Here is an 18436-nt window from a genome sequence, read left to right on the forward strand (position 1 = left end):
ACGGGCCAGTGTCGTCATGCAATAATGCCATTTCAGAGTCTTGAGATCCCCGCAAGGCTTTCGATGAAACCAATAACCGCCCCCGACGTACGATTTCAATCAGAAATCTCTTCTTAGTTTCCTCGCCGACTTTCTCGTACATACTACTCGACCAGATGATTCATCCCTGGCGTCTATCGAGGATAAATTCGTTTATTCACGGGAAAACAGATCATCAATTGGATCGACCGCACTAAACGACTGTTCGGACCAGCTTATGCGTTTATCTCTGTAAAACTCATAATCTGGCTCACGCTCTGCTTCATAAAAATATTTATCGTAAAATCTATCGACATCAACATACCCTATAACAGCGTCTGCCACATTGGACGAATCATTAGCTCCCAATGCAAATGCTTTTTCATCCATTAGTTCGATAAACTTTCTACGCGCTGCTGATTGCGAAATGCTATCAGCAAATACTTCTTCATCTGGAAACTCATCTTCAACTGATGCGATTAGGTGGTCAGTGATGGCTTGGTCATATGCATCGTAAAGCGATTGATGTACTACCACATCAAAGCACTTGACTAGCTGAACTAAAATCAGTAATTCGTCATAACCTGGATCTTTGGTAAATGCCTCCACCAAGAATGCTTCTACTGCGACTTTATCAACACTGCCATTGCGCAGCGCCCACAACAGTACTCGTGCTGACGCCAATAAACATATTCCACATTTTTCACCAGCGATAAAATCAATAGCTTTTAATAAACTTCGATCTGATAAGTTAAATTTTTTACCAAGCTCAGATCTTACAATGCATAACTGCGCTACAAATTCGGCATTACTCCCAACAAAAAACATATCTGCAACGGATGCAAATATATGATCTATCACTTCGGTAGCCACGCCATCATTGATTATCTTGTTATCCAGCATATCCTTCAGCGTCTTCAACGAAGATAGTGTCTTCAGACTGCAAAAGCACTGCCGTAAAACAGGAGTATTGGTGGCATATCTGTTGAGTACGAAGTCACCTAAAGACGGGTTAAATAGACGGACAAAAGGATGACCTTCACCTACTAAGAATCTCGTGATCATCGAACCGGATAGGTGACGGAGGTTTAGTAGAAAATCTTTTTTTCCAGTGAGACTTGCTGCTCCTGGACTCCCTAGATATCGCGCAAAAGCCTCTGACAGCTCAGACTCAGTAATCAAGCGCCCGTTCATAGCGACCAGCAAAACCAAAGTACGCCCGCAATCATCCAGTTGCGCTTGAAATGGATGATCCCAGACCTGAGACGGATCATCTAGCAAACCAGTGATATGAGTCCAGTAGGACTCTGGCGATACATCCTCCAGTCGCTGGGCATCGGTAATAAATCGGATTAGCCGAGGATTAAAATTTCTGTGCTCAATAATGGTTCGATAACGCCTTTGCGAGTATAGTTGCTCGACGTATTCACCATCAATTTCAGAATGCCAGATATGATTATAGAGAATTTGCGCTTTATCGATCTTCGCCAAAGACTCGAGCGTAATTTCAAATTCATTTCGATTTATATTTGAGTTATGGAAAACATCGTTTAAAATTTTCCCCTGATTGAGAATAGTAGTTCGAGATGTCAATACAAAGCGCTTCCTTGGGTTTTTGACTATGCGCCTTATAAAGCTCACAACCTTGCCACCCTCATGCCCGGAAAGCGCCTCTAGGTAGTTACGACCCAAAAAATCATCAAAATAGAAAATCTGCTTTGAATCATGGTCTAAAATACCCTCAGCCTCTCTTATATCATCAGAAATTACCGAGAGCTCAAACCCGTTCGCGACATACTGTAAAATTATCTGTCCTGCCAACGTTGTCTTACCAATCCCAGCTGGACCCGTGATAATTACAACACTCGTAGATTCCAGCTTTTCAATTGATTGATTGTGACTTACTGTAGCGACATATAGCTTAGAGGCCTCAATTATCTCGCCAAGCTCAAATTGGCTCCTGTCATGTATAGGCTTGTTGAGCAGATACGCAAGGACATTTGAGCTAGCAATCCAGAGCTTATAGTGCCGTCTTTCAACATCTGGGTGCTTGGCCAATATATCACTCAAATCCTCTCGCCCTAGTATGTCTGATGGAGACAAAACAAATGGCGAAAGCTTTTGCATCAAAATGCTTTTATCATTACGTGAAAGCGAGTGAGACAAGGCTAAAATATATCGACTCGGTGATAATTTCTGAACTTTAACGCTTTCAGAGTCCGCAATATATTTAACTAGCTTTTCTAACGGCGTCGAAATCCAATGCTTACACTGGAGAATCCACTCATTTCCCTCGGACCTAAAAAAGCGTCCATCCACTCCGGCGTCTCGTCCGGGCTTGAATCTTTCGAATTTCACCCCTTCCCTCGCGCTCAGCAGGTCAGCACAAAAGATTTCGAATTCTTTGTCGTTTAGTCGCGAAAAATCGTACTCGCTCACAAAAGCCTCGCTCAGTGGACCACATACCAGTAAACCGCTCAGCGAGGAAGTATATACATGAGCCCTCGCTGTAATGTCCGCAAGGTTGCTTGCTTTCTTGGAAATGGTCGGCCAGCACAATGCTCATCAGAAAATGTCGGAATAGGGGGATCGGGATACGTGAGACCGAACATGGCGAAGCATGGCAAGGAAGCCGACGGGTATTAGTGTGATGGGCCTGTGAATACGCCTTCACAGTCTTCATCTAACGAGTTTCGAAGAACAATAGGTGTACTCGATTGATCGCCGAGATTCTGAGCGGAATAGTCACAGGGAAAAATACAGCGGCGAAGTATGACTTCGTTGGTTTTCTCCAACGCAGCTAAGCGATTTCGGAGAACGGATGATCTGCTGAACGATCCTGACCGCTATCTTCTTCGCGACGGACAGCAAACGGCCAAGAAGTCCCATAGCGACGACAAACCTACTCACAAGTCTTCAAGCTCTCTCTATCAGTGCCGCTGCCCTCGTGATATTGCTACGTACCAACACGCCACGGCACCGATGAGAGGAAGCCTGATCCACCGCCCGATACGCATAGGGCGGGTGCCAGTCTGTAGGTAAAGTCTGAGCTTGGAGCCTGCACCTGTAGGTTTTGTCCAACACGAGACCTTAAAATCCCGTAACACCGTTCCGCAGTGTTACACCAGACACAAGGTAAGCCACTAGCGGGTGTTACATTACTTTTATCTTTTAAAAACAACTATTTAATCTATTACGTTACACCTGTAACACTTGTAACACCACATTTGAAAGGTATCCGTCCCCGCCCCCCATTAGCAATGCGTTCCATCAGCGATGAGACTCAGCAGGTGCCGGCGCCCCTGAGGCTTTTTGACACATACGGGGTCGGAAACCCGCCGGACTTTGTTAGCGGACAGGTGCGCAGCTTAGTGAACTGGTGAACCGGGTGAACCGGGTGAACACACAGTTCACCAGTGCAATTGCACAAGGTGTTGAGAGGTAGCCGGGGACCCTGAGCATTTCTGAATGGCACGGGGCATAAAACCCGCGTGATCTTGGCAGTGGCTGATTTTTGTACATTGGTTGACAGGTTGACTTGGTTGACGGCCCAAGGTGTCCATAATCATCAACACAAAAGACCATCGTTACCGCTGCGGTAACGATGGCCTTTTTTCAGCAGGATTCTTTCGATTTCAATGGCTGAAATTTCAGTAACTTTGAAACCCTCCCACTAACACAGTCCTGCGGGTTTCCGACCCCGTACCCAAGGGCGGGTCCCAGGGGCCCCCTCACCTTTTGGCCATGTTCTGGCGGAAACGACTACCGCCGCTTAAGCTCATAAAAATTAATGAACTAGGAGAGCATATGGAACAGCGTGAATCAGAAGGGACACTAAATGTCATTGAGATCAACACGGAAGATGGCACTAAAAAAATCGAGATCAAACCAGGCTGCCCGATATTTATCCTTGGTCGAAACGGAACCGGAAAATCTGCGTTAGTGGGAATGCTCTCTACTAAGCTTGGTAAAAATTTAGTGTTTATGCCAGGTTCTCGACCTGCATACTTTGATCGTGAAAGTCTCAATTTGACAGCTGCGTCCAGAAGAGATTTAGCAATCAACTTGCCTCAATGGGATGCAGATCCAGACACACGGTGGAAAGTCACATCAGGGACGGCCAGAAATGAAAAAGCCATACATGACCTGCAAAGCGCTGAATTGCAGTACAAGGTCGATGCCGCAAACGAAATCAAAGCTGAAGGTGCTCAATCGAGCGCGATTGCTCGACTCCAGTCAAACAACGCCCCTCTAGATCGCATCAATGCCCTGCTATCCCAGTCAAACCTGCAGGTTCGAGTTCTAATTTCTGAAGGTGAACTAAAAGCCCAGCAAGGCGATTCCGTTTACAGCTTTGCTCGAATGTCTGATGGAGAGCGTGCCGCCCTTATTTTTGCAGCTGAAGTCGTGGCAGCTCCTGATGGAGCCATTTTCCTAATTGATGAGCCGGAGCTTCATCTCCACCCGGCAATCGTCGTTCCGCTGCTTAAAGCGCTCATTGCAGAACGCCCTACATGCGGTTTTGTCATATGCACGCATGAGTTAGAGCTACCGGGTAATTCCTTTGAGTCGAAAATCATCCTCGTTCGAGGTTGTAAATGGTCTGGGACCGTAGTCGAATCGTGGCAAGTAGACGTTTTGGAAGCCCCTGAAGAAATACCAGAATGGTTATGCGTCGATCTGATCGGTTCGCGCCAGAAGATATTGTTTATAGAAGGAACAGCCAACAGCCTGGACCATCCTCTTTATTCACTACTTTTCCCTAAGGTCTCAGTGAGATCGCGTGAAAGCTGCCGAGAGGTTATGAGGGCGGTAGAAGGTTTGCGAGCCGTGGAAAAAATGCATAGGGCGCAAGCCTTCGGTCTCATTGATCACGATGGGATGGACGAACAGCAGGTGCTCGATTTTGAGTCCCATGGGATCTATCCGTTACCGATTTTCGCAGTTGAAAGCCTCTATTATTCTTCTGATGTGTTAGCAGGACTGGCCGCCCAGCAAGCCAAAACGTTTGGCCTACCAGTTGAACAGTTACAGCATGAAGCGCATATGGCAGCGTTACAGGCAGTGACCGCCAAAGGAGTATCTGAACATCTGGCGAGCCGCATATCCGAGCGACACATTCGAGACCAGCTCCTGCTTGCTCTGCCAGATAGAAAAATGATGATGGAAGGAGCGAAGAACCATATCGAGTTCAAGCTTGAATCCCCATATCCTCGAGAGCTGGAGCACATCGGAGAGATGATCAACGCTCAGGACATTGACGCAATCGTATGTCGTTACCCTGTTAGAGAATCAGGGATGCTCAACGCTATTGCGAAAGCGCTACACTTTAATGGTCGGACCGACTACGAGCGGGCAGCACTGATCCTTATTGGAATCAATGATGAGCTTCAGCAGTCGCTAAAACTCAAGCTGGGGAAGTTGTCTCAAATGCTCGTATAATCCGTTACCGCGGATTCAGCGAGCGATACCATGTATCCCAGCTTGTATCCCCAAAGGCATAATCACGCTGCAAGCCACGTTTTATATGGAACCCGACAGTCTCCCTCGGGCACCAAAATTAAGAAAGGTCTTGCTTAGCAAGGCCTTTTTGTTCGTCTGCAATAAAGTGGACGCGCAATGCAGAACGCTCACCACTGCGCGGGTCGCACGTTACATTGCGCGGACTCAGGTGTCGGAGTCGGTTTTAGGCTCAGCCTGAGCACTCCCCCCAAACAACCGCGCCGCTATCAGCCGCCCCCGCTCCAGCCCCGCCTCCGTCAACCAGACCGACTTGTTCCTGTTCACCGGGTTACTGATGAAACCCTGCTCATGTAATCGGTTCATGATCTCGAAATCGAATCCTTTCCAGGCATTGCCGTCGTCGGAACTGAGTGCTGCCAACAGGGCAAGCACGGCGTCTTCCATCAGTTTGTCGTCGTATTCCATGGTCGTCACTCCATTCGTATCCAACAGTTAACGTCGAGTGTGTGAGGGCTCACCATAATACTCGCCGACCTCCGATGGAAATACCGCTCAATCCCGTGAAGGTTATTGATCGGCTTCAGTGTGCCCGGCCTCGCCTTTGGGCTGCACTTGTTGATCCCGCTCCGTATAATCCCGCCACTCTGAGGGCAGCCCAGCGCATCTTGCACCTAAGGGTGGCTGCCTCCAGGCATCAACTTTCACACTGACGGACTTCGCTAAAGGCACCCCATGGAAACGTCACTGGAAACAGTCGCCCTTTTCTCCCTCAAACTCGCTTACGAGGAAGAAGGCCTGAGCCCGATCCTGCGGGACGACATGGTCATGGGTGATTACCAGAAAGACATTTTCGAACTATTGGTGCGGCGCGGGGATGTCGAGACCATTCAGTTCAAGATGAATGAATGCCTGGGTTTGGCGATGGACGCCTTGGGCGGTGTCGAAAAACCGCTGGGGCGCGAGTTGCACAAGTTGTCCGCCGAGTTCAGCGAGGCGCGTTCGCTGGAGCAGCTGGATCAGCCGCTCCTTGCGCTCAAGGGTTATTTGAGAGACATCTTGTAATGGGCTGAGCCGTTACAGCAGATGCTTCGAGATGTACTTGGAAATCTCCACCATCGACGTCTTCCCGGTGAATTCGAACTTCACTTTCCCAAGTGACGAGAAGTAAATCTCCAGCTCTGAATCCAGATCGAAGGTGCCAGAGGTTTCCACTGAGTAGGCGACGATGTTCTTGTACGGCAAGGAGGTGAAATCCTTCTTGCTGCCGGTAATCCCCTGAACGTTGACCGCGATGATGCGTTTGTTGGTAAACACCACGCCGTCACGCATGGCCTTGTAAGAGTCGATCACTTCTTCGCCGTCCAGCAACAGTGCGGTTACGCGTTCGGCGTACTCATCGTTCTGCTTGAGTTTGAAGAAGCCTTTGTTGTTGAAGTCGATCATCTGTCCATCCTCATCTTCAAGAAAACATCCCGGTATTTCTTTGTTTCAACGACGGGCTTTCAGCACGCGGATATCGGTTGGGAACCCGTCGGCGCCGACAAGTTTTTTCCAGCCCAGATACTGAAACTCGCCCTTCTCATCAATGTAATCACCCTTCTCCACCGATCGGCCGCCAACCACCGCCACGCGTTTCACTTCGCCACAACCGCCGTCAGAAGGCCGAACCGTATAGATCACATACGGCTTCACGTATTGCGTGGCGCGGAAGTATTGGCCGCAGATTTCGTCGACGGTGATCAGCATGGTTTTCAAGCGTGCTTCGCCGTCGGTGTCTTCGTGCAGTTTGAGGAAGGAGATGTCACCGACGTCGCTGTAGCCGAGGGCGCGGGCGCGTTGGTATTCGGGGGAGTTCTGGTGGGCGATGCGACCTTCCTCTGCAGCACCTTGCATTTTCGCGGCGAACTCGGCTTTGCCTTGGGCGATCATCGCGTCGGCCTGGCCCGCGAACTCTTCGCATTGCGCAAATTCCCGGGAGCCGAGGTGATCGGGCGTCAGGTTCGAGCGGTGTTCATTCATGGTTCGCAGGTTGCTTTCCAGGGCAAACATCACGTCGTAGGTGGTGGTGCGGTCGCTTTGCACGTCGGCCATTTTCTCCAGCACGCGCTGGCAGTTGCCGGCGTAATACTTCCAGCTGTTTTCCGGGTGTTCTTGCACGGCGGCGAATGCCGGGGTCATTGCAGCGGCGAGTGTGATTGCGCAGAGCAGGCGCAAACAATGGGTACTGACTGGCATTGGGTAGTCCGTTACGGAGATGGGCAGTGGCGCGACGCTACTATTTTGCTATCTTGCCGTCCACTGCCAGTAACGAGGTCGCCAACGCCTCGATGGAGTCAATTTTCAGAGGGAGAAACACCTTGATGGCCGTGTTGTACTTTTTCGTTTGGGCAGCCGTTTGGGCTTGGGTCGTGCAGACCCGTGGTGCCTGGAACCTGATCCTCGCCAACCTGGCGGGTGCCGCCAGCGGCTTCATCGTCGCAATGATTTTTTCAGTGGTCTGTTCGGGCCTTTTCCCGGCGCACGTACCTCCCTCACCCGAGAAACTGGCGAGTAGCGTGCTGCAAGTGATGACAACGTTCGGCGTGCTGGCGGGTGTATGGATGTGGCTGGTCCGGCGCCCTCAGCCCGAGCATCCACTGGCTCGCCAACTGTTCGCCGGCATCTGTGGGTTGGCTGCTGGTGTGACGACGTTGGTGTTTTTCGCGCTCAACTTTCACTGAGCAGCGCTCTCGTCACTGGTATTACACGTGTGTTTTGTTATCTTGCCGCCCATCGTCAGCGTTCACTGTGGGCGTGCGTTGATTTCAGGGTTTTGAAGGTTTAAGGAAAGGATCAAATGGAGTTTCTGCGTTTTCTGGCGATTGTTGCGGTTTGGGGGTTCATGTGGCGCTGGGTGGTGCAGAACCGTGGCAGCTGGAATATTTTCTACGGCAATATCGTTGGAGCAGCGGGCGGCTTCATTGTGGCGATGGTGGTGCTGTCGATTACATTGTCGCTTTTTCCTTCGTCGCATGACTACGAACCGGCGCAGGCTGAAAACACGCAAGTCACCGAGCCGACCTCTCTATTGCCTGAAGCCGAGGCAGTCACACCCGCAGCCGATTTGAAGGATGCACCGGCTTTTGCTGCCATCGAGCCGGACGACAAGCCCTCTCCCGCCGACTCCGCACTGTTGCCGAACTATGCCGGCCGGGCGCCGAAATCAATCGGACTACAGACCGTGCTGGATCAAAGCGACTATGACGGTCGCATGGCCCTGGCAGCGCTGAACAAGAAATTGCGTGGCGACGCCCAGGCCGACAAGTCGATGATCGCCTATGTCATGTGCAGCCCGTTTGTGACCAGCACGTTGCGCTTTCCCGCTTCAGCGCGTTTTGCTGACAGCAAAGCGCTGGTCAGCCACCGCTTCAAGGATCAGGTCTACACCTTCAACAACACCGTCACCGCGCGCAACATGAACGGCGACGATGTCACCTACCGTTTCGATTGCTCCGTGCAAGAGCAGCCGCGAGTTGACGCGCTGCCTGCGCAATGGCGTTTGTTGGCGCTGAAAGTGCAAAAAGCCGACTCTTAAGGCTGATTTAAGGGTTCAAGGCGCCGGCTGCGCTATCATCGCCGGCCTGTGCGCCTTGAGCTTTGCCCTCCGATGTCCCGACACCTCGCTGATCCCACTTCGTTGCCTGCCGTGTTGGCCGGTCCACTGCTGCGCAGGCTGGAGCCGACGCGGTTGGTGCTGTGGTTGATCGGTACGCGCCAGCTGTCGCTGACATTGCGCCTGCAAGGTGTAGGAGACATTCCTCTCGACGCGGAGAAATGCACGGTCATTCCCGTAGGTCGTCAGGCGTTTGTTCATCTCATCGACGTTTCTCTCGACAGCGCCCTGCCCTGCGATACGAGGATCGACTATGACCTGCTGATCGACAACGCGACGGGCATCGCCGACTGGGCGGCGCATTTGCTGTACGGCGATGCAAGCAGTCCGAACTTCGTCCTGCGCTCGCGGATCGATCAATTGCTACATGGCTCCTGCCGCAAGCCGCATCACCCGGCGGCGGATGGTTTGCTGTGCGTCGACCAATTACTGGCGACGGAAACCGATCCGCAACAACGCCCCGCCCTGTTGATGATGAGCGGCGATCAGGTCTACGCCGACGACGTGGCCGGGCCGATGTTGCGGGCGATTCATGCCCTGATCGCACGACTCGGCCTGTTCGATGAACACCTCGAAGGCGCCGTGGTCAGCGACAGCGCCAGGCTCTACGAACATCCGGCCAGTTACTACCACCGTGCGGATTTGTTACCGGCGCTAGAGAGCAACGAGACATTGCGCGAGCGATTTTTCGGCGGTGCACGTAAGCCGATTTTCACCAGCAGCAGCGCTGACAATCACTTGGTGACATTCGCCGAAGTCATGGCGATGTATCTGCTGGTGTGGTCGCCAACGGCCTGGTCGCTGATCGATCCGCAAGCACCCGAACTGACGCCGGAACGCCTCAAGCGCTACGCCCTCGAACAGACTCGCATCGATGCCTTCAAGACCGGATTGGACAAGGTCGCCCGTGCGCTGGCGCATCTGCCGAGCCTGATGATTTTCGATGATCACGACATCACCGATGACTGGAACCTGTCTGCGCAATGGGAGGAAACGGCTTACGGCCATCCGTTCTCCAAACGCATTATCGGCAATGCGTTGATCGCCTATATGTTGTGTCAGGGCTGGGGCAACAATCCCGATGCGTTCAAGGATGTGCTGGCAAAAACCCTGGGGCTGAGCGCCAGTGGCAATGACCAGTATCTCGACAGCCCGGTGCAGGACGATTTGATCGATGACCTGCTGCGCTTTCAGCATTGGCATTTTGTATTGCCGACCAGTCCTGCGCTGGTGGTCATCGACACGCGTACCCGACGCTGGCGCAGTGAGATGGCGCTCAAGCAACCCTCGGGCCTGCTCGATTGGGAGGCGTTGAGCGAATTGCAACAGGAGCTGCTTGATCATCCGTCAGCGATCATCGTGTCCCCGGCGCCGATCTTCGGCGTGAAGCTGATTGAAACGGTGCAGAAAGTCTTCAGTTGGTGCGGTTACCCGCTACTGGTCGACGCGGAGAACTGGATGGCCCATCGCGGTGCTGCGCAGGTGATCCTGAACATTTTCCGCCACTCGCGAACACCGGGTAACTACGTGGTTCTGTCGGGCGACGTGCATTATTCCTTCGTCTACGAAGTACTTATCCGCCACCGCAAGGCCGGCCCGCGAATCTGGCAGATCACCAGCAGCGGGATCAAGAACGAGTTTCCGAAAACCCTGCTGGAATGGTTCGACCGTCTCAACCGCTGGCTCTATTCGCCACGGTCACCGCTGAACTGGTTTACCAAACGCCGACGCATGCGCATCGTGCCGTATACGCCCGAGCATGCTGAGGCGGGCGAACGGCTGTGGAATTCGGCGGGGATCGGTCAGGTGTTTTTCAATGAGCAGGGGCAGCCGCGCGAGATCATTCAGCACAATTCCAATGGCGCGGCGAAGACGCGGATGCTGGCGCCGGATCTGGCGGATTACCCGGACTAAGGTCTACACCGAACATGTGGGAGCGAGCCTGCTCGCGAAAGCGGTCGATCATCCAGCAGAGATGTCTACCGATAGTCCGCCTTCGCGAGCAGGCTCGCTCCCACAGTGCTACTTACAAGCCATCAATGCGCGATCAGTGCTCGCCCCACACCTCTGACAATCATCCCCACCTCACGCTCATCAATCGTCAACGGTGGCAGCAGCCGTATCGTCTTGCCACGCGTGACGTTGATCAACAGTCCATGATCCCGCGCCGCGATCAGGGTCAGATCACGCACCGGTTGTTTCAGCTCGATACCGATCATCAAACCCTGACCACGAATCGCCAGCACATTGGGATTGTCCGCCAGCTCTGCGCGCAGGCGAGTTAATAGCCGTTCCCCCTGAATCCGGGCGTTTTCCAGCAGGCCCTGTTCTTCGATGATGTCCAGCACCGTGCAACCGACCCGACACGCCAGCGGATTGCCGCCGAAGGTGCTGCCATGGCTGCCGGGCGTAAACAGATCCGCCGCCCTGCCCCGCGCCAGGCACGCACCGATCGGCACGCCGTTGCCCAGCCCTTTTGCCAGGGTCATGACATCCGGGACGATGCCTTCATGTTGAAACGCGAACCAACGCCCGGTGCGGCCGATGCCGGTCTGGATTTCATCGAGCATCAGTAGCCACGCATGGCGATCGCACAAATCACGCAGACCCTTCAGATAATCGGGCGGCGCCAGTTGCACGCCACTTTCGCCTTGAATTGGCTCTACGAGAATCGCGACGATGCGCTCGCCGTGCTTTCTCTGCGCCTGCTCGAGCGCCGCGAGATCACCAAATGGCACTTTGAGGAAATCCCCCGGCAATTCGTTGAAACCCAAGCGCACCGCCGGACCATCACTGGCCGACAAGGTACCGAGTGTGCGGCCATGGAACGCGTTGGCCATGACCACCACCAGCGGCTGTTCGATGCCCTTGCGCCAGCCGTATAAACGCGCCAGTTTCAGCGCCGTTTCATTGGCCTCGGCGCCAGAGTTATTGAAGAACGCCCGCTCCATCCCCGACAGCTCGGTTAGCCGTTTGGCGAGTTGTTGCTGCCAGTCGATGCTGTACAGATTCGAGGTGTGCAGCAGTAATCCCGCCTGCTCGCTGATCGCCGAAACAATCCGCGGGTGCGAGTGGCCGACATTGGTCACCGCGACACCGGCCACCGCGTCGAGATACTCACGGCCGGTCTGATCCCACAGGCGGGTGCCGAGGCCTTTGGTAAAGCTCAAGGCCAGTGGTTGGTAGGTGTTCATCAGGGCGGCGGTCATGACTTCAAACTCCAGCGAAGGTCGGTGTGCTGCCAGTATGGTTAGCCAGCGAAACTGGATAAACTCGGTAAAACTTCATTCATTTAAAAGCTGAGCTTGATAATGGACTTGTTCCAGGCGATGAGCGTGTACGTCAAAGTAGTCGAAGCCGGGAGCATGACGGCGGCCGCGTTGCAGTGCGATATGTCAACGACCATGGTCGGCAATCATCTGCGCGCGCTGGAGCAGCGGCTCGGTGTCCAACTGTTGCAGCGCACGACTCGACGTCAACGCCTCACCGAATTCGGCAGCGTTTACTACCTGCGTTGTCTGGATGTCTTGGGACTGGTGGCCGACTCCGAACGGCTGGCGGAACAAGCACTGGATGAGCCGCGTGGCCTGCTGCGGATTACCGCTCCACTGACCTTCGGCGTAGAGCGCCTGGCACCGGCGCTCAGCGAATTTTCCCTGCAATATCCCCAGGTCAAAATGGACGTGGTGCTGACCAACAGCCGCCCCGACCTGCTGGAAAGTGGTCTGGACGTGGCGTTTCGGCTGGGGCATTTCGAGGAGTCGAATCTGATCGCCCGCCCCCTGATCGATTACACACTGACTGTGTGCGCGTCCCCGCAATACGTGGCCCGGCGCGGCATGCCGCACACCCCTGAAGATTTGCAACAACACGACTGCCTGTCGTTCGCCTACCCTGCCGGTGACGATTGGCAATCGGTGGAAAAACGCTGGCGTCTCAGCGGCCCAGAGGGAGAAATTCTCGTCGACGTCAGCGGGCCGATGCTGATGAACACTTCCGCCGGATTGCATCAGGCCGCACGCACCGGCATGGGCATAGTGATGCTGCCCGATGCGCTGGTGGAACAGGATCTGCGCGATGGCAAACTGGTGACCGTCGTTCCCGACTATCAACCTCCAAGCCGTCCCTTGCATTTGCTTTATGCTCCGGATCGCTATCGTTTACCGAAGCTGCGCCGCTTCGTCGAATTCGCGATGCAGACGTGGGGCAGATCCTGAAAACGAGCGACATGGACAATGTCTCGAAGAATTACTGACAAGGAGTCGAAGCGAAGATGAACAACAACCTGACCGTACGCGACCTGCTATCTGACGAAGTGGAGTCGGTACGGCTGTTCCTCGGCCAACATGGCTGGGGGCACCGTACCGGTTCCAGCGAACATTTCGCACAACTCATCGAACACTCGCAACGCACGGCGATTGCCCTGCTCGGCGCGCAGATCGTTGGCTTTGCCCGAGGCATAACCGATGGCTTGTCCAACGGTTACCTGTCGATGGTCGTAGTCGATGGCGAGTATCGACCCACAGGCACTGGCCGCAGACTGGTTGAGCATGTCATGGGCGATAACCCCGATATCACCTGGGTACTGCGCGCAGGAAGAGAAGGCGCCGAAGCCTTTTTTGCCCGCCTGGGTTTTGAGACGTCGGTGATCGCCATGGAGCGACCTCGATTGAAATAACAGGTATGCGCTCTGGCAACGGCTATGATCAGCTTCTCTTTCCAGCATGGACGCTGTGCGATGCTCGTCACTCTTCAAAATACTCCCTTGTGGGTTTATGTGGTTTTTCTGGTTCTGGTGTATTTCGGCCTCAAGGCCCGCAAACCCCAACATGAAAGCCGGTTTTCCCTGCTGTCGACCCCGCTGGTGTTGTTGGGCTGGTCGCTGTTGTCGTTGAACCTGACGGTTGATCCAGGCTTGAGCCTCAGCGGCTGGCTCATTGCTTTGTTACTGGGCGCTCTGTCGGCATGGCTGATTTTCCCCAACAAGGGGATAAATCTTGATGATCCGGAAACCGGGTTGATCGTGCCGGGCACTTGGAAAGCGCTGATTCTGCTCCTGCTTTTTTTTGCAGTGAACTACTACTTCGGTTATCAGGATGACGTGCACCCAGAGCGCGCTGCCGCCCCGGATATGTTGCTGTTCAAAGCCGCAGCATCAGGCTTTATCAGTGGTCTGATTAGCGCTCGCTCACTGAAATATTACCGTTTGCTGCGCACCCTTCAGGCTCAACGCCCGCCATTGGGCGCCCAATGATTCAGGAACCGCTTTTCACCAACACCGGTTTTTCCTGAGGGGCTGCGTATCGTGCACCGTATCCTGCAATTACATGGGCGCGATATACAGTCACTGGACATGAGCGGGCGTGGCGCGACGTTCCGCTTCTCGCTATCAACAGATCAGCAAAGCGCCGAACAATGGATGATGCGTTCAATGAATTTGCACAGCCCAGGCAAATAGTTGAGACCGCCGGCCCGTTGCTCCGTGACAACGCCGCCCCGCTCGCCTAAATTAGTCGACCTGAAAAAGCCCTTGGTTTTCTCATCTCCACTCAAGTTAAAAAGTAGTGAAATTTCAATGTCCGATTTCAACACCGCTGAATCCGTAGTCACCGAATCGTCCAAAGCGGAATACGAAAACTCCATCAATCTTTCACAACACCTGCCACAAGCCAAAATCATCAGCGAGATGGTCCTGGACGCGTTCCAGTCGACCCGCGAAAGCGACCAGATCCGCGAGCTGCGCGCGGCGATCCGTCAGGCTCACGACAGCTTCGATGATGACAAGGCCTACGAACTGATGGGCGAACTCAAGGCGCTGAAAGATGCCGAAGCCGCCGACCTCGCTGCGCTTGACGACCTCAGCAGCAAGTTCTCGATCGGCCGCATCCTGTCCAGCTTCAAGGACGATCCGGCGTTCCAGGAAATCGTTTACGGCCTCGCGCTGAAAGTGCTGAACCAGACCCATCAGGCGATCAGCAATCCGAGCGGCGGCAAGAGCAAGGCTGCGAAGAAGAAAGAAGTCGAAATCTTCACCATCAGCAAAGACGGCATCAGCGTGACCTTGCCTCTGCGCACGCCCCGCTCGCGCCTGAACGTTGACCGTGCAGCGCTGGAGTTCCTCGGTTTCACCTTCGTCGGAGAAGGCGAGGAAGCGGAACTGGAAAGCGAAGTCTTCGTCGACAACGCTGGTACCGAGCAGGCAGTGAACCGCAAGAACATCATCACCGCGCTGCAACAGCAGACTGCGTTTGATGGATATAGCATCGCCGCGCAGTAATAGCGCAGCCGCTAAATTAAAAAGCCCCGCACTGGGATTCAGGCGGGGCTTTTTGGTTTTCGGCTTGAGATGGGTGAGATGGCCTAAACCGAGGCCCCTCACCCCAGCCCTCTCCCGAGGGAGAGGGAGCCGATTTGGGGATATTGTAGAAGTACACCGAAATGAAAGTGCTGTGCCGAATCCACAATCGCCTCGCTCTGTCAGGTCGACGTATAGCGGAAGACACCTCGGTCAGTCCCCTCTCCTTCCGGGAGAGGGCTAGGGTGAGGGCAAGCCGCTAAACCACACTTAAGCCGAAGGGTGCAACGCTACAATCATGTCCACCTCAATCGCCGCATTCTTCGGCAACTGATACACCCCCACTGTGGTGCGCGTGTGCCGACCGGCATCGCCAAGCACATGACTGAACACGTCCGACGCACCGTTGGCCACTTCACTCAGGTCAACGAAGTCCGGCGTCGACTTCACATACACAGTCACCCGCAACAACGCCTTGATCTTGTCCAGCGAACCCACAGCATCGACGATCAGCGCCAGACAACGCATCGCACTGATGCTCGCAGCGGCTTGGGCATCCTTGAGGGTCAACTCCAACCCAACCCGACCGGGGTACTGAATCTTGCCGTGAGTGCGTGGCACCATACCGCTGATGTACAGCTCATCATGATGACGGATCAGCGGCGCGTAATTGCCGCCAGCAGTGTTCTCACCATAAATGTCGTAGTTCAGCTCTTGGGCCAGGGCAATAAAACGCTCGTCGCAGGTCATCCTCTCAGTCATTTCGCCCAGCCTTATGATCAGTGCATGAAGAAGCTCGAATCACGGCAGTAAAACACCGAAAAAATGGCTTGGTGCTATCACTGTCGGGGTTGGATCCAAATCTAGGGGTTTTGAACTCCACTCGCAACCCTCACCCTAGCCCTCTCCCATAGGGAGAGGGAACCGAACGCAGTATATTGACGACGTACACCGACCTGAACGCACTTTACCGAATCCATAATCGCCACGACTTTGCAGGTCGGCGGTGGACTCCAGACAACTCGGTCGGCCCCCTCTCCCTCTGGGAGAGGGCTGGGCGGGCGGCGTTCCGATGAGGGGCTTTACGCCAGGCAACAAAAAACCCCGCACATCTCTCAATGTGCGGGGTTTTTCTTCAAGCCTTTGAGCCTTACGGCGCGTACGTCAGCAGCAGCTCTGCGGGCACCTTGAAGTCCAGGGACATCATGACGCTCAACGCAGTGATGGTGAAGATCGAGAACACGAACAGCTTGCGTGCCCAGACCGTATCATCCACCGCTTTGTAGCCGGTCCAGGCCATGTACAACCAGTACATGCCCATGGCCGCGGCGACGGCGAGGTAGCTCATGCCGGCGTAACCGCTGAAGGTCAACATCAAGGTCGCTACAAGGAACGCCAGGATGTAGAGCAGGATGTGCTTCTTGGCCACTTGAATCCCGCGCTTCACTGGCAACACCGGAATCGATGCGGCCAGGTAATCGTTGAAGCGGAAGATCGCGATGGCGTAGGAATGCGGCATCTGCCACAGGCTGAACATCACCAGCAACGTCAGCGCGGCCATGTCGAAGCTGTTGGTTACGGCAACGTAACCGATCACTGGCGGCATGGCGCCCGACAGACTGCCCACCAGCGTGCCGTGAACCGACTTGCGCTTTAGGTACAGGCTGTAGAAGCCGACGTAGATGATGAAGCCGATCACCGCGAACAAAGCGGCCAATGGGTTGGCCACCTTGTACAACAATGCAACGCCGAGAACACCAAGGATGGTCGCGTAGACCAGGGCCAGTTTCAGGGAGATCAAGCCCTGCACCAGCACCCGGTTCTTGGTGCGTTCCATCTTCAGGTCGATGTCGCGGTCGATGCAGTTGTTGAACACGCAACCGGAGGCGACAACCAGGGATGTACCGATCATGGCAGCCAGAAACACCGCCAGATCCACATGCCCTTTCGAGGCCAGGAAAAACCCGCCTGCCACAGAAAGCACGTTACCGAAAATGATCCCCGGTTTGGTGATTTGGATAAAGTGCTTGAGCGACATCGGGTCTTACCTCACTTCGCCATCATGTAGGTGTGGATGCTGAACATGATCCACAACGACAGGCCAACCAGCAGCACGATCACGATCGCCGTAAAGACGAATGCAATCACGTTGTTACGCTGAGCAATGGAACGGTCCAGGTGCAGGAAGTAATACAGGTGAACAATCACCTGGATCACTGCGAACAGCAGAACGATTGCCAGCGTGGTGGCTTTCGGCAGGCTCGGATACATCACCAGACCGAATGGGATGACGGTCAGGATCACCGACAGGATGAAGCCAATGGCGTACGACTTTACGCTGCCGTGGCCAGCATCATGGCTGTCATGGGAGTGTGCATTAGCCATTACAGAGTCCCCATCAGGTAAACAACGGTGAATACGCAGATCCACACCACGTCCAGGAAGTGCCAGAACAGGCTCAGGCAGCTCAGACGGGTCTTGTTGGTCGCCGTCAGGCCGTGCTTGTTGACCTGGTACATCATGATGCCCATCCAGATCAGACCCGCCGAAACGTGCAGACCGTGGGTACCAACCAGGGTGAAGAACGCGGACAGGAAGCCCGAACGGCTAGGACCGAAGCCCTCGGAGATCAGCAGGTGGAACTCGTTGATCTCCATGGCGATAAAGCCTGCGCCGAGCAGGAAGGTCATGAATAACCAACCCAGAACCTGCTGCTTCTTGCCTTTGAACAACGCCAGCATGGCGAAGCCGTAGGTGATCGAACTGAACAACAGCAGAGCGGTTTCGCCCAGCACGTATGGCAGTTCGAAGATGTCGTGGCCCGCTGGGCCACCGGCAACGTTGTTTACCAGTACTGCGTACACCGCGAAGATCGACGCAAACAGAATGCAGTCGGTCATCAGGTAGAGCCAGAAACCGTATACGGTCATCTCGCCCGAGTCGTGGTGATGGTCATCGTGCCCATGGTCACCATGGGCGTGTCCAACATTGGTCACTAAGTTCGACAT

The 18436-nt window shown here is 54.2% G+C and carries 18 protein-coding genes and 1 pseudogene; 10 read left to right on the plus strand and 9 right to left on the minus strand.

What is annotated here, in order from left to right:
• Positions 1–192 precede the first annotated feature (192 nt).
• Positions 193–2457: a restriction endonuclease gene (locus PspR84_RS23570; protein WP_160059322.1), complete on the minus strand. Its 2265-nt coding sequence runs from the start codon at positions 2455–2457 to the stop codon at positions 193–195.
• Between the two features lie 1368 nt (positions 2458–3825).
• On the opposite strand from PspR84_RS23570, the gene PspR84_RS23575 reads away from it, so the two are divergent.
• Positions 3826–5460 (plus strand): AAA family ATPase, encoded by a 1635-nt coding sequence (locus PspR84_RS23575; RefSeq protein WP_160059323.1) that lies wholly within the window; start codon positions 3826–3828, stop codon positions 5458–5460.
• A gap of 225 nt (positions 5461–5685) precedes the next feature.
• Here the strand turns inward: PspR84_RS23575 and PspR84_RS23580 are convergent, their stop codons facing one another.
• Positions 5686–5946 (minus strand): DUF6429 family protein, encoded by a 261-nt coding sequence (locus PspR84_RS23580; RefSeq protein ID WP_160059324.1) that lies wholly within the window; start codon positions 5944–5946, stop codon positions 5686–5688.
• A gap of 267 nt (positions 5947–6213) precedes the next feature.
• Between PspR84_RS23580 and PspR84_RS23585 the strand changes: the two genes are divergently transcribed.
• Positions 6214–6543 carry a hypothetical protein gene (locus tag PspR84_RS23585; protein WP_160059325.1) on the plus strand — a complete coding sequence of 110 codons (330 nt, stop codon included), beginning with the start codon at positions 6214–6216 and terminating at the stop codon, positions 6541–6543.
• 12 nt (positions 6544–6555) lie between these two features.
• Here the strand turns inward: PspR84_RS23585 and PspR84_RS23590 are convergent, their stop codons facing one another.
• Together PspR84_RS23590 and PspR84_RS23595 are read right to left on the minus strand one after the other, a co-directional pair.
• On the minus strand, positions 6556–6924 hold the full coding sequence (locus tag PspR84_RS23590) for a PH domain-containing protein (protein ID WP_007916917.1): 369 nt from the start codon (positions 6922–6924) through the stop codon (positions 6556–6558).
• Between the two features lie 45 nt (positions 6925–6969).
• A complete protein-coding gene (locus PspR84_RS23595) occupies positions 6970–7716 on the minus strand; it encodes a hypothetical protein (RefSeq protein WP_160059326.1) in 747 nt (248 codons plus the stop codon).
• A 125-nt stretch (positions 7717–7841) separates the two neighbouring features.
• Here PspR84_RS23595 and PspR84_RS23600 point away from each other — a divergent pair, with 125 nt between their 5' ends.
• The 3 genes from PspR84_RS23600 (at position 7842) to PspR84_RS23610 (ending at position 11047) form a co-directional block, all read left to right on the plus strand.
• Positions 7842–8201 carry a hypothetical protein gene (locus PspR84_RS23600; protein WP_160059327.1) on the plus strand — a complete coding sequence of 120 codons (360 nt, stop codon included), beginning with the start codon at positions 7842–7844 and terminating at the stop codon, positions 8199–8201.
• A 116-nt stretch (positions 8202–8317) separates the two neighbouring features.
• On the plus strand, positions 8318–9055 hold the full coding sequence (locus tag PspR84_RS23605) for a hypothetical protein (protein ID WP_160059328.1): 738 nt from the start codon (positions 8318–8320) through the stop codon (positions 9053–9055).
• Between the two features lie 72 nt (positions 9056–9127).
• Positions 9128–11047 (plus strand): alkaline phosphatase D family protein, encoded by a 1920-nt coding sequence (locus PspR84_RS23610; protein WP_160059329.1) that lies wholly within the window; start codon positions 9128–9130, stop codon positions 11045–11047.
• A gap of 122 nt (positions 11048–11169) precedes the next feature.
• Here the strand turns inward: PspR84_RS23610 and PspR84_RS23615 are convergent, their stop codons facing one another.
• The gene (locus tag PspR84_RS23615) at positions 11170–12342 is read right to left on the minus strand and encodes an aspartate aminotransferase family protein (RefSeq protein ID WP_160059330.1); all 1173 of its coding nucleotides are present in this window, start codon (positions 12340–12342) and stop codon (positions 11170–11172) included.
• A 102-nt stretch (positions 12343–12444) separates the two neighbouring features.
• Here PspR84_RS23615 and PspR84_RS23620 point away from each other — a divergent pair, with 102 nt between their 5' ends.
• The 5 genes and pseudogenes from PspR84_RS23620 (at position 12445) to PspR84_RS23635 (ending at position 15410) form a co-directional block, all read left to right on the plus strand.
• Positions 12445–13350, plus strand: coding sequence for a LysR family transcriptional regulator (locus tag PspR84_RS23620; protein ID WP_160059331.1), 906 nt, complete (start codon positions 12445–12447; stop codon positions 13348–13350).
• Positions 13351–13406: 56 nt separating this feature from the next.
• Entirely contained in the window at positions 13407–13811 is a 405-nt protein-coding gene (locus tag PspR84_RS23625; RefSeq protein ID WP_160059332.1) for a GNAT family N-acetyltransferase, read from the plus strand.
• 60 nt (positions 13812–13871) lie between these two features.
• Positions 13872–14387, plus strand: a complete 516-nt coding sequence (locus PspR84_RS23630; RefSeq protein WP_160059333.1) for a DUF6622 family protein — start codon at positions 13872–13874, stop codon at positions 14385–14387.
• Positions 14388–14426: 39 nt separating this feature from the next.
• Positions 14427–14591: pseudogene (locus PspR84_RS29730) on the plus strand (two-component sensor histidine kinase); the annotation flags it as partial.
• Between the two features lie 117 nt (positions 14592–14708).
• Positions 14709–15410: a hypothetical protein gene (locus PspR84_RS23635; protein WP_095048382.1), complete on the plus strand. Its 702-nt coding sequence runs from the start codon at positions 14709–14711 to the stop codon at positions 15408–15410.
• Between the two features lie 288 nt (positions 15411–15698).
• On the opposite strand, the gene PspR84_RS23640 is transcribed toward PspR84_RS23635, so the two are convergent.
• The 4 genes from PspR84_RS23640 to cyoC form a co-directional block, all read right to left on the minus strand.
• A complete protein-coding gene (locus tag PspR84_RS23640) occupies positions 15699–16190 on the minus strand; it encodes a RidA family protein (RefSeq protein ID WP_034156086.1) in 492 nt (163 codons plus the stop codon).
• A 388-nt stretch (positions 16191–16578) separates the two neighbouring features.
• Positions 16579–17466: a heme o synthase gene (gene cyoE, locus PspR84_RS23645; protein WP_007916939.1), complete on the minus strand. Its 888-nt coding sequence runs from the start codon at positions 17464–17466 to the stop codon at positions 16579–16581.
• Between the two features lie 11 nt (positions 17467–17477).
• Complete coding sequence (gene cyoD / locus PspR84_RS23650; protein ID WP_007916940.1) at positions 17478–17813, minus strand: cytochrome o ubiquinol oxidase subunit IV; 336 nt, start codon at positions 17811–17813, stop codon at positions 17478–17480.
• A complete protein-coding gene (gene cyoC / locus PspR84_RS23655) occupies positions 17813–18436 on the minus strand; it encodes a cytochrome o ubiquinol oxidase subunit III (protein WP_016985612.1) in 624 nt (207 codons plus the stop codon). Before cyoC ends, cyoD begins: the two co-directional genes overlap by 1 nt.

Source organism: Pseudomonas sp. R84 (genome assembly GCF_009834515.1).
GTDB lineage: Bacteria > Pseudomonadota > Gammaproteobacteria > Pseudomonadales > Pseudomonadaceae > Aquipseudomonas.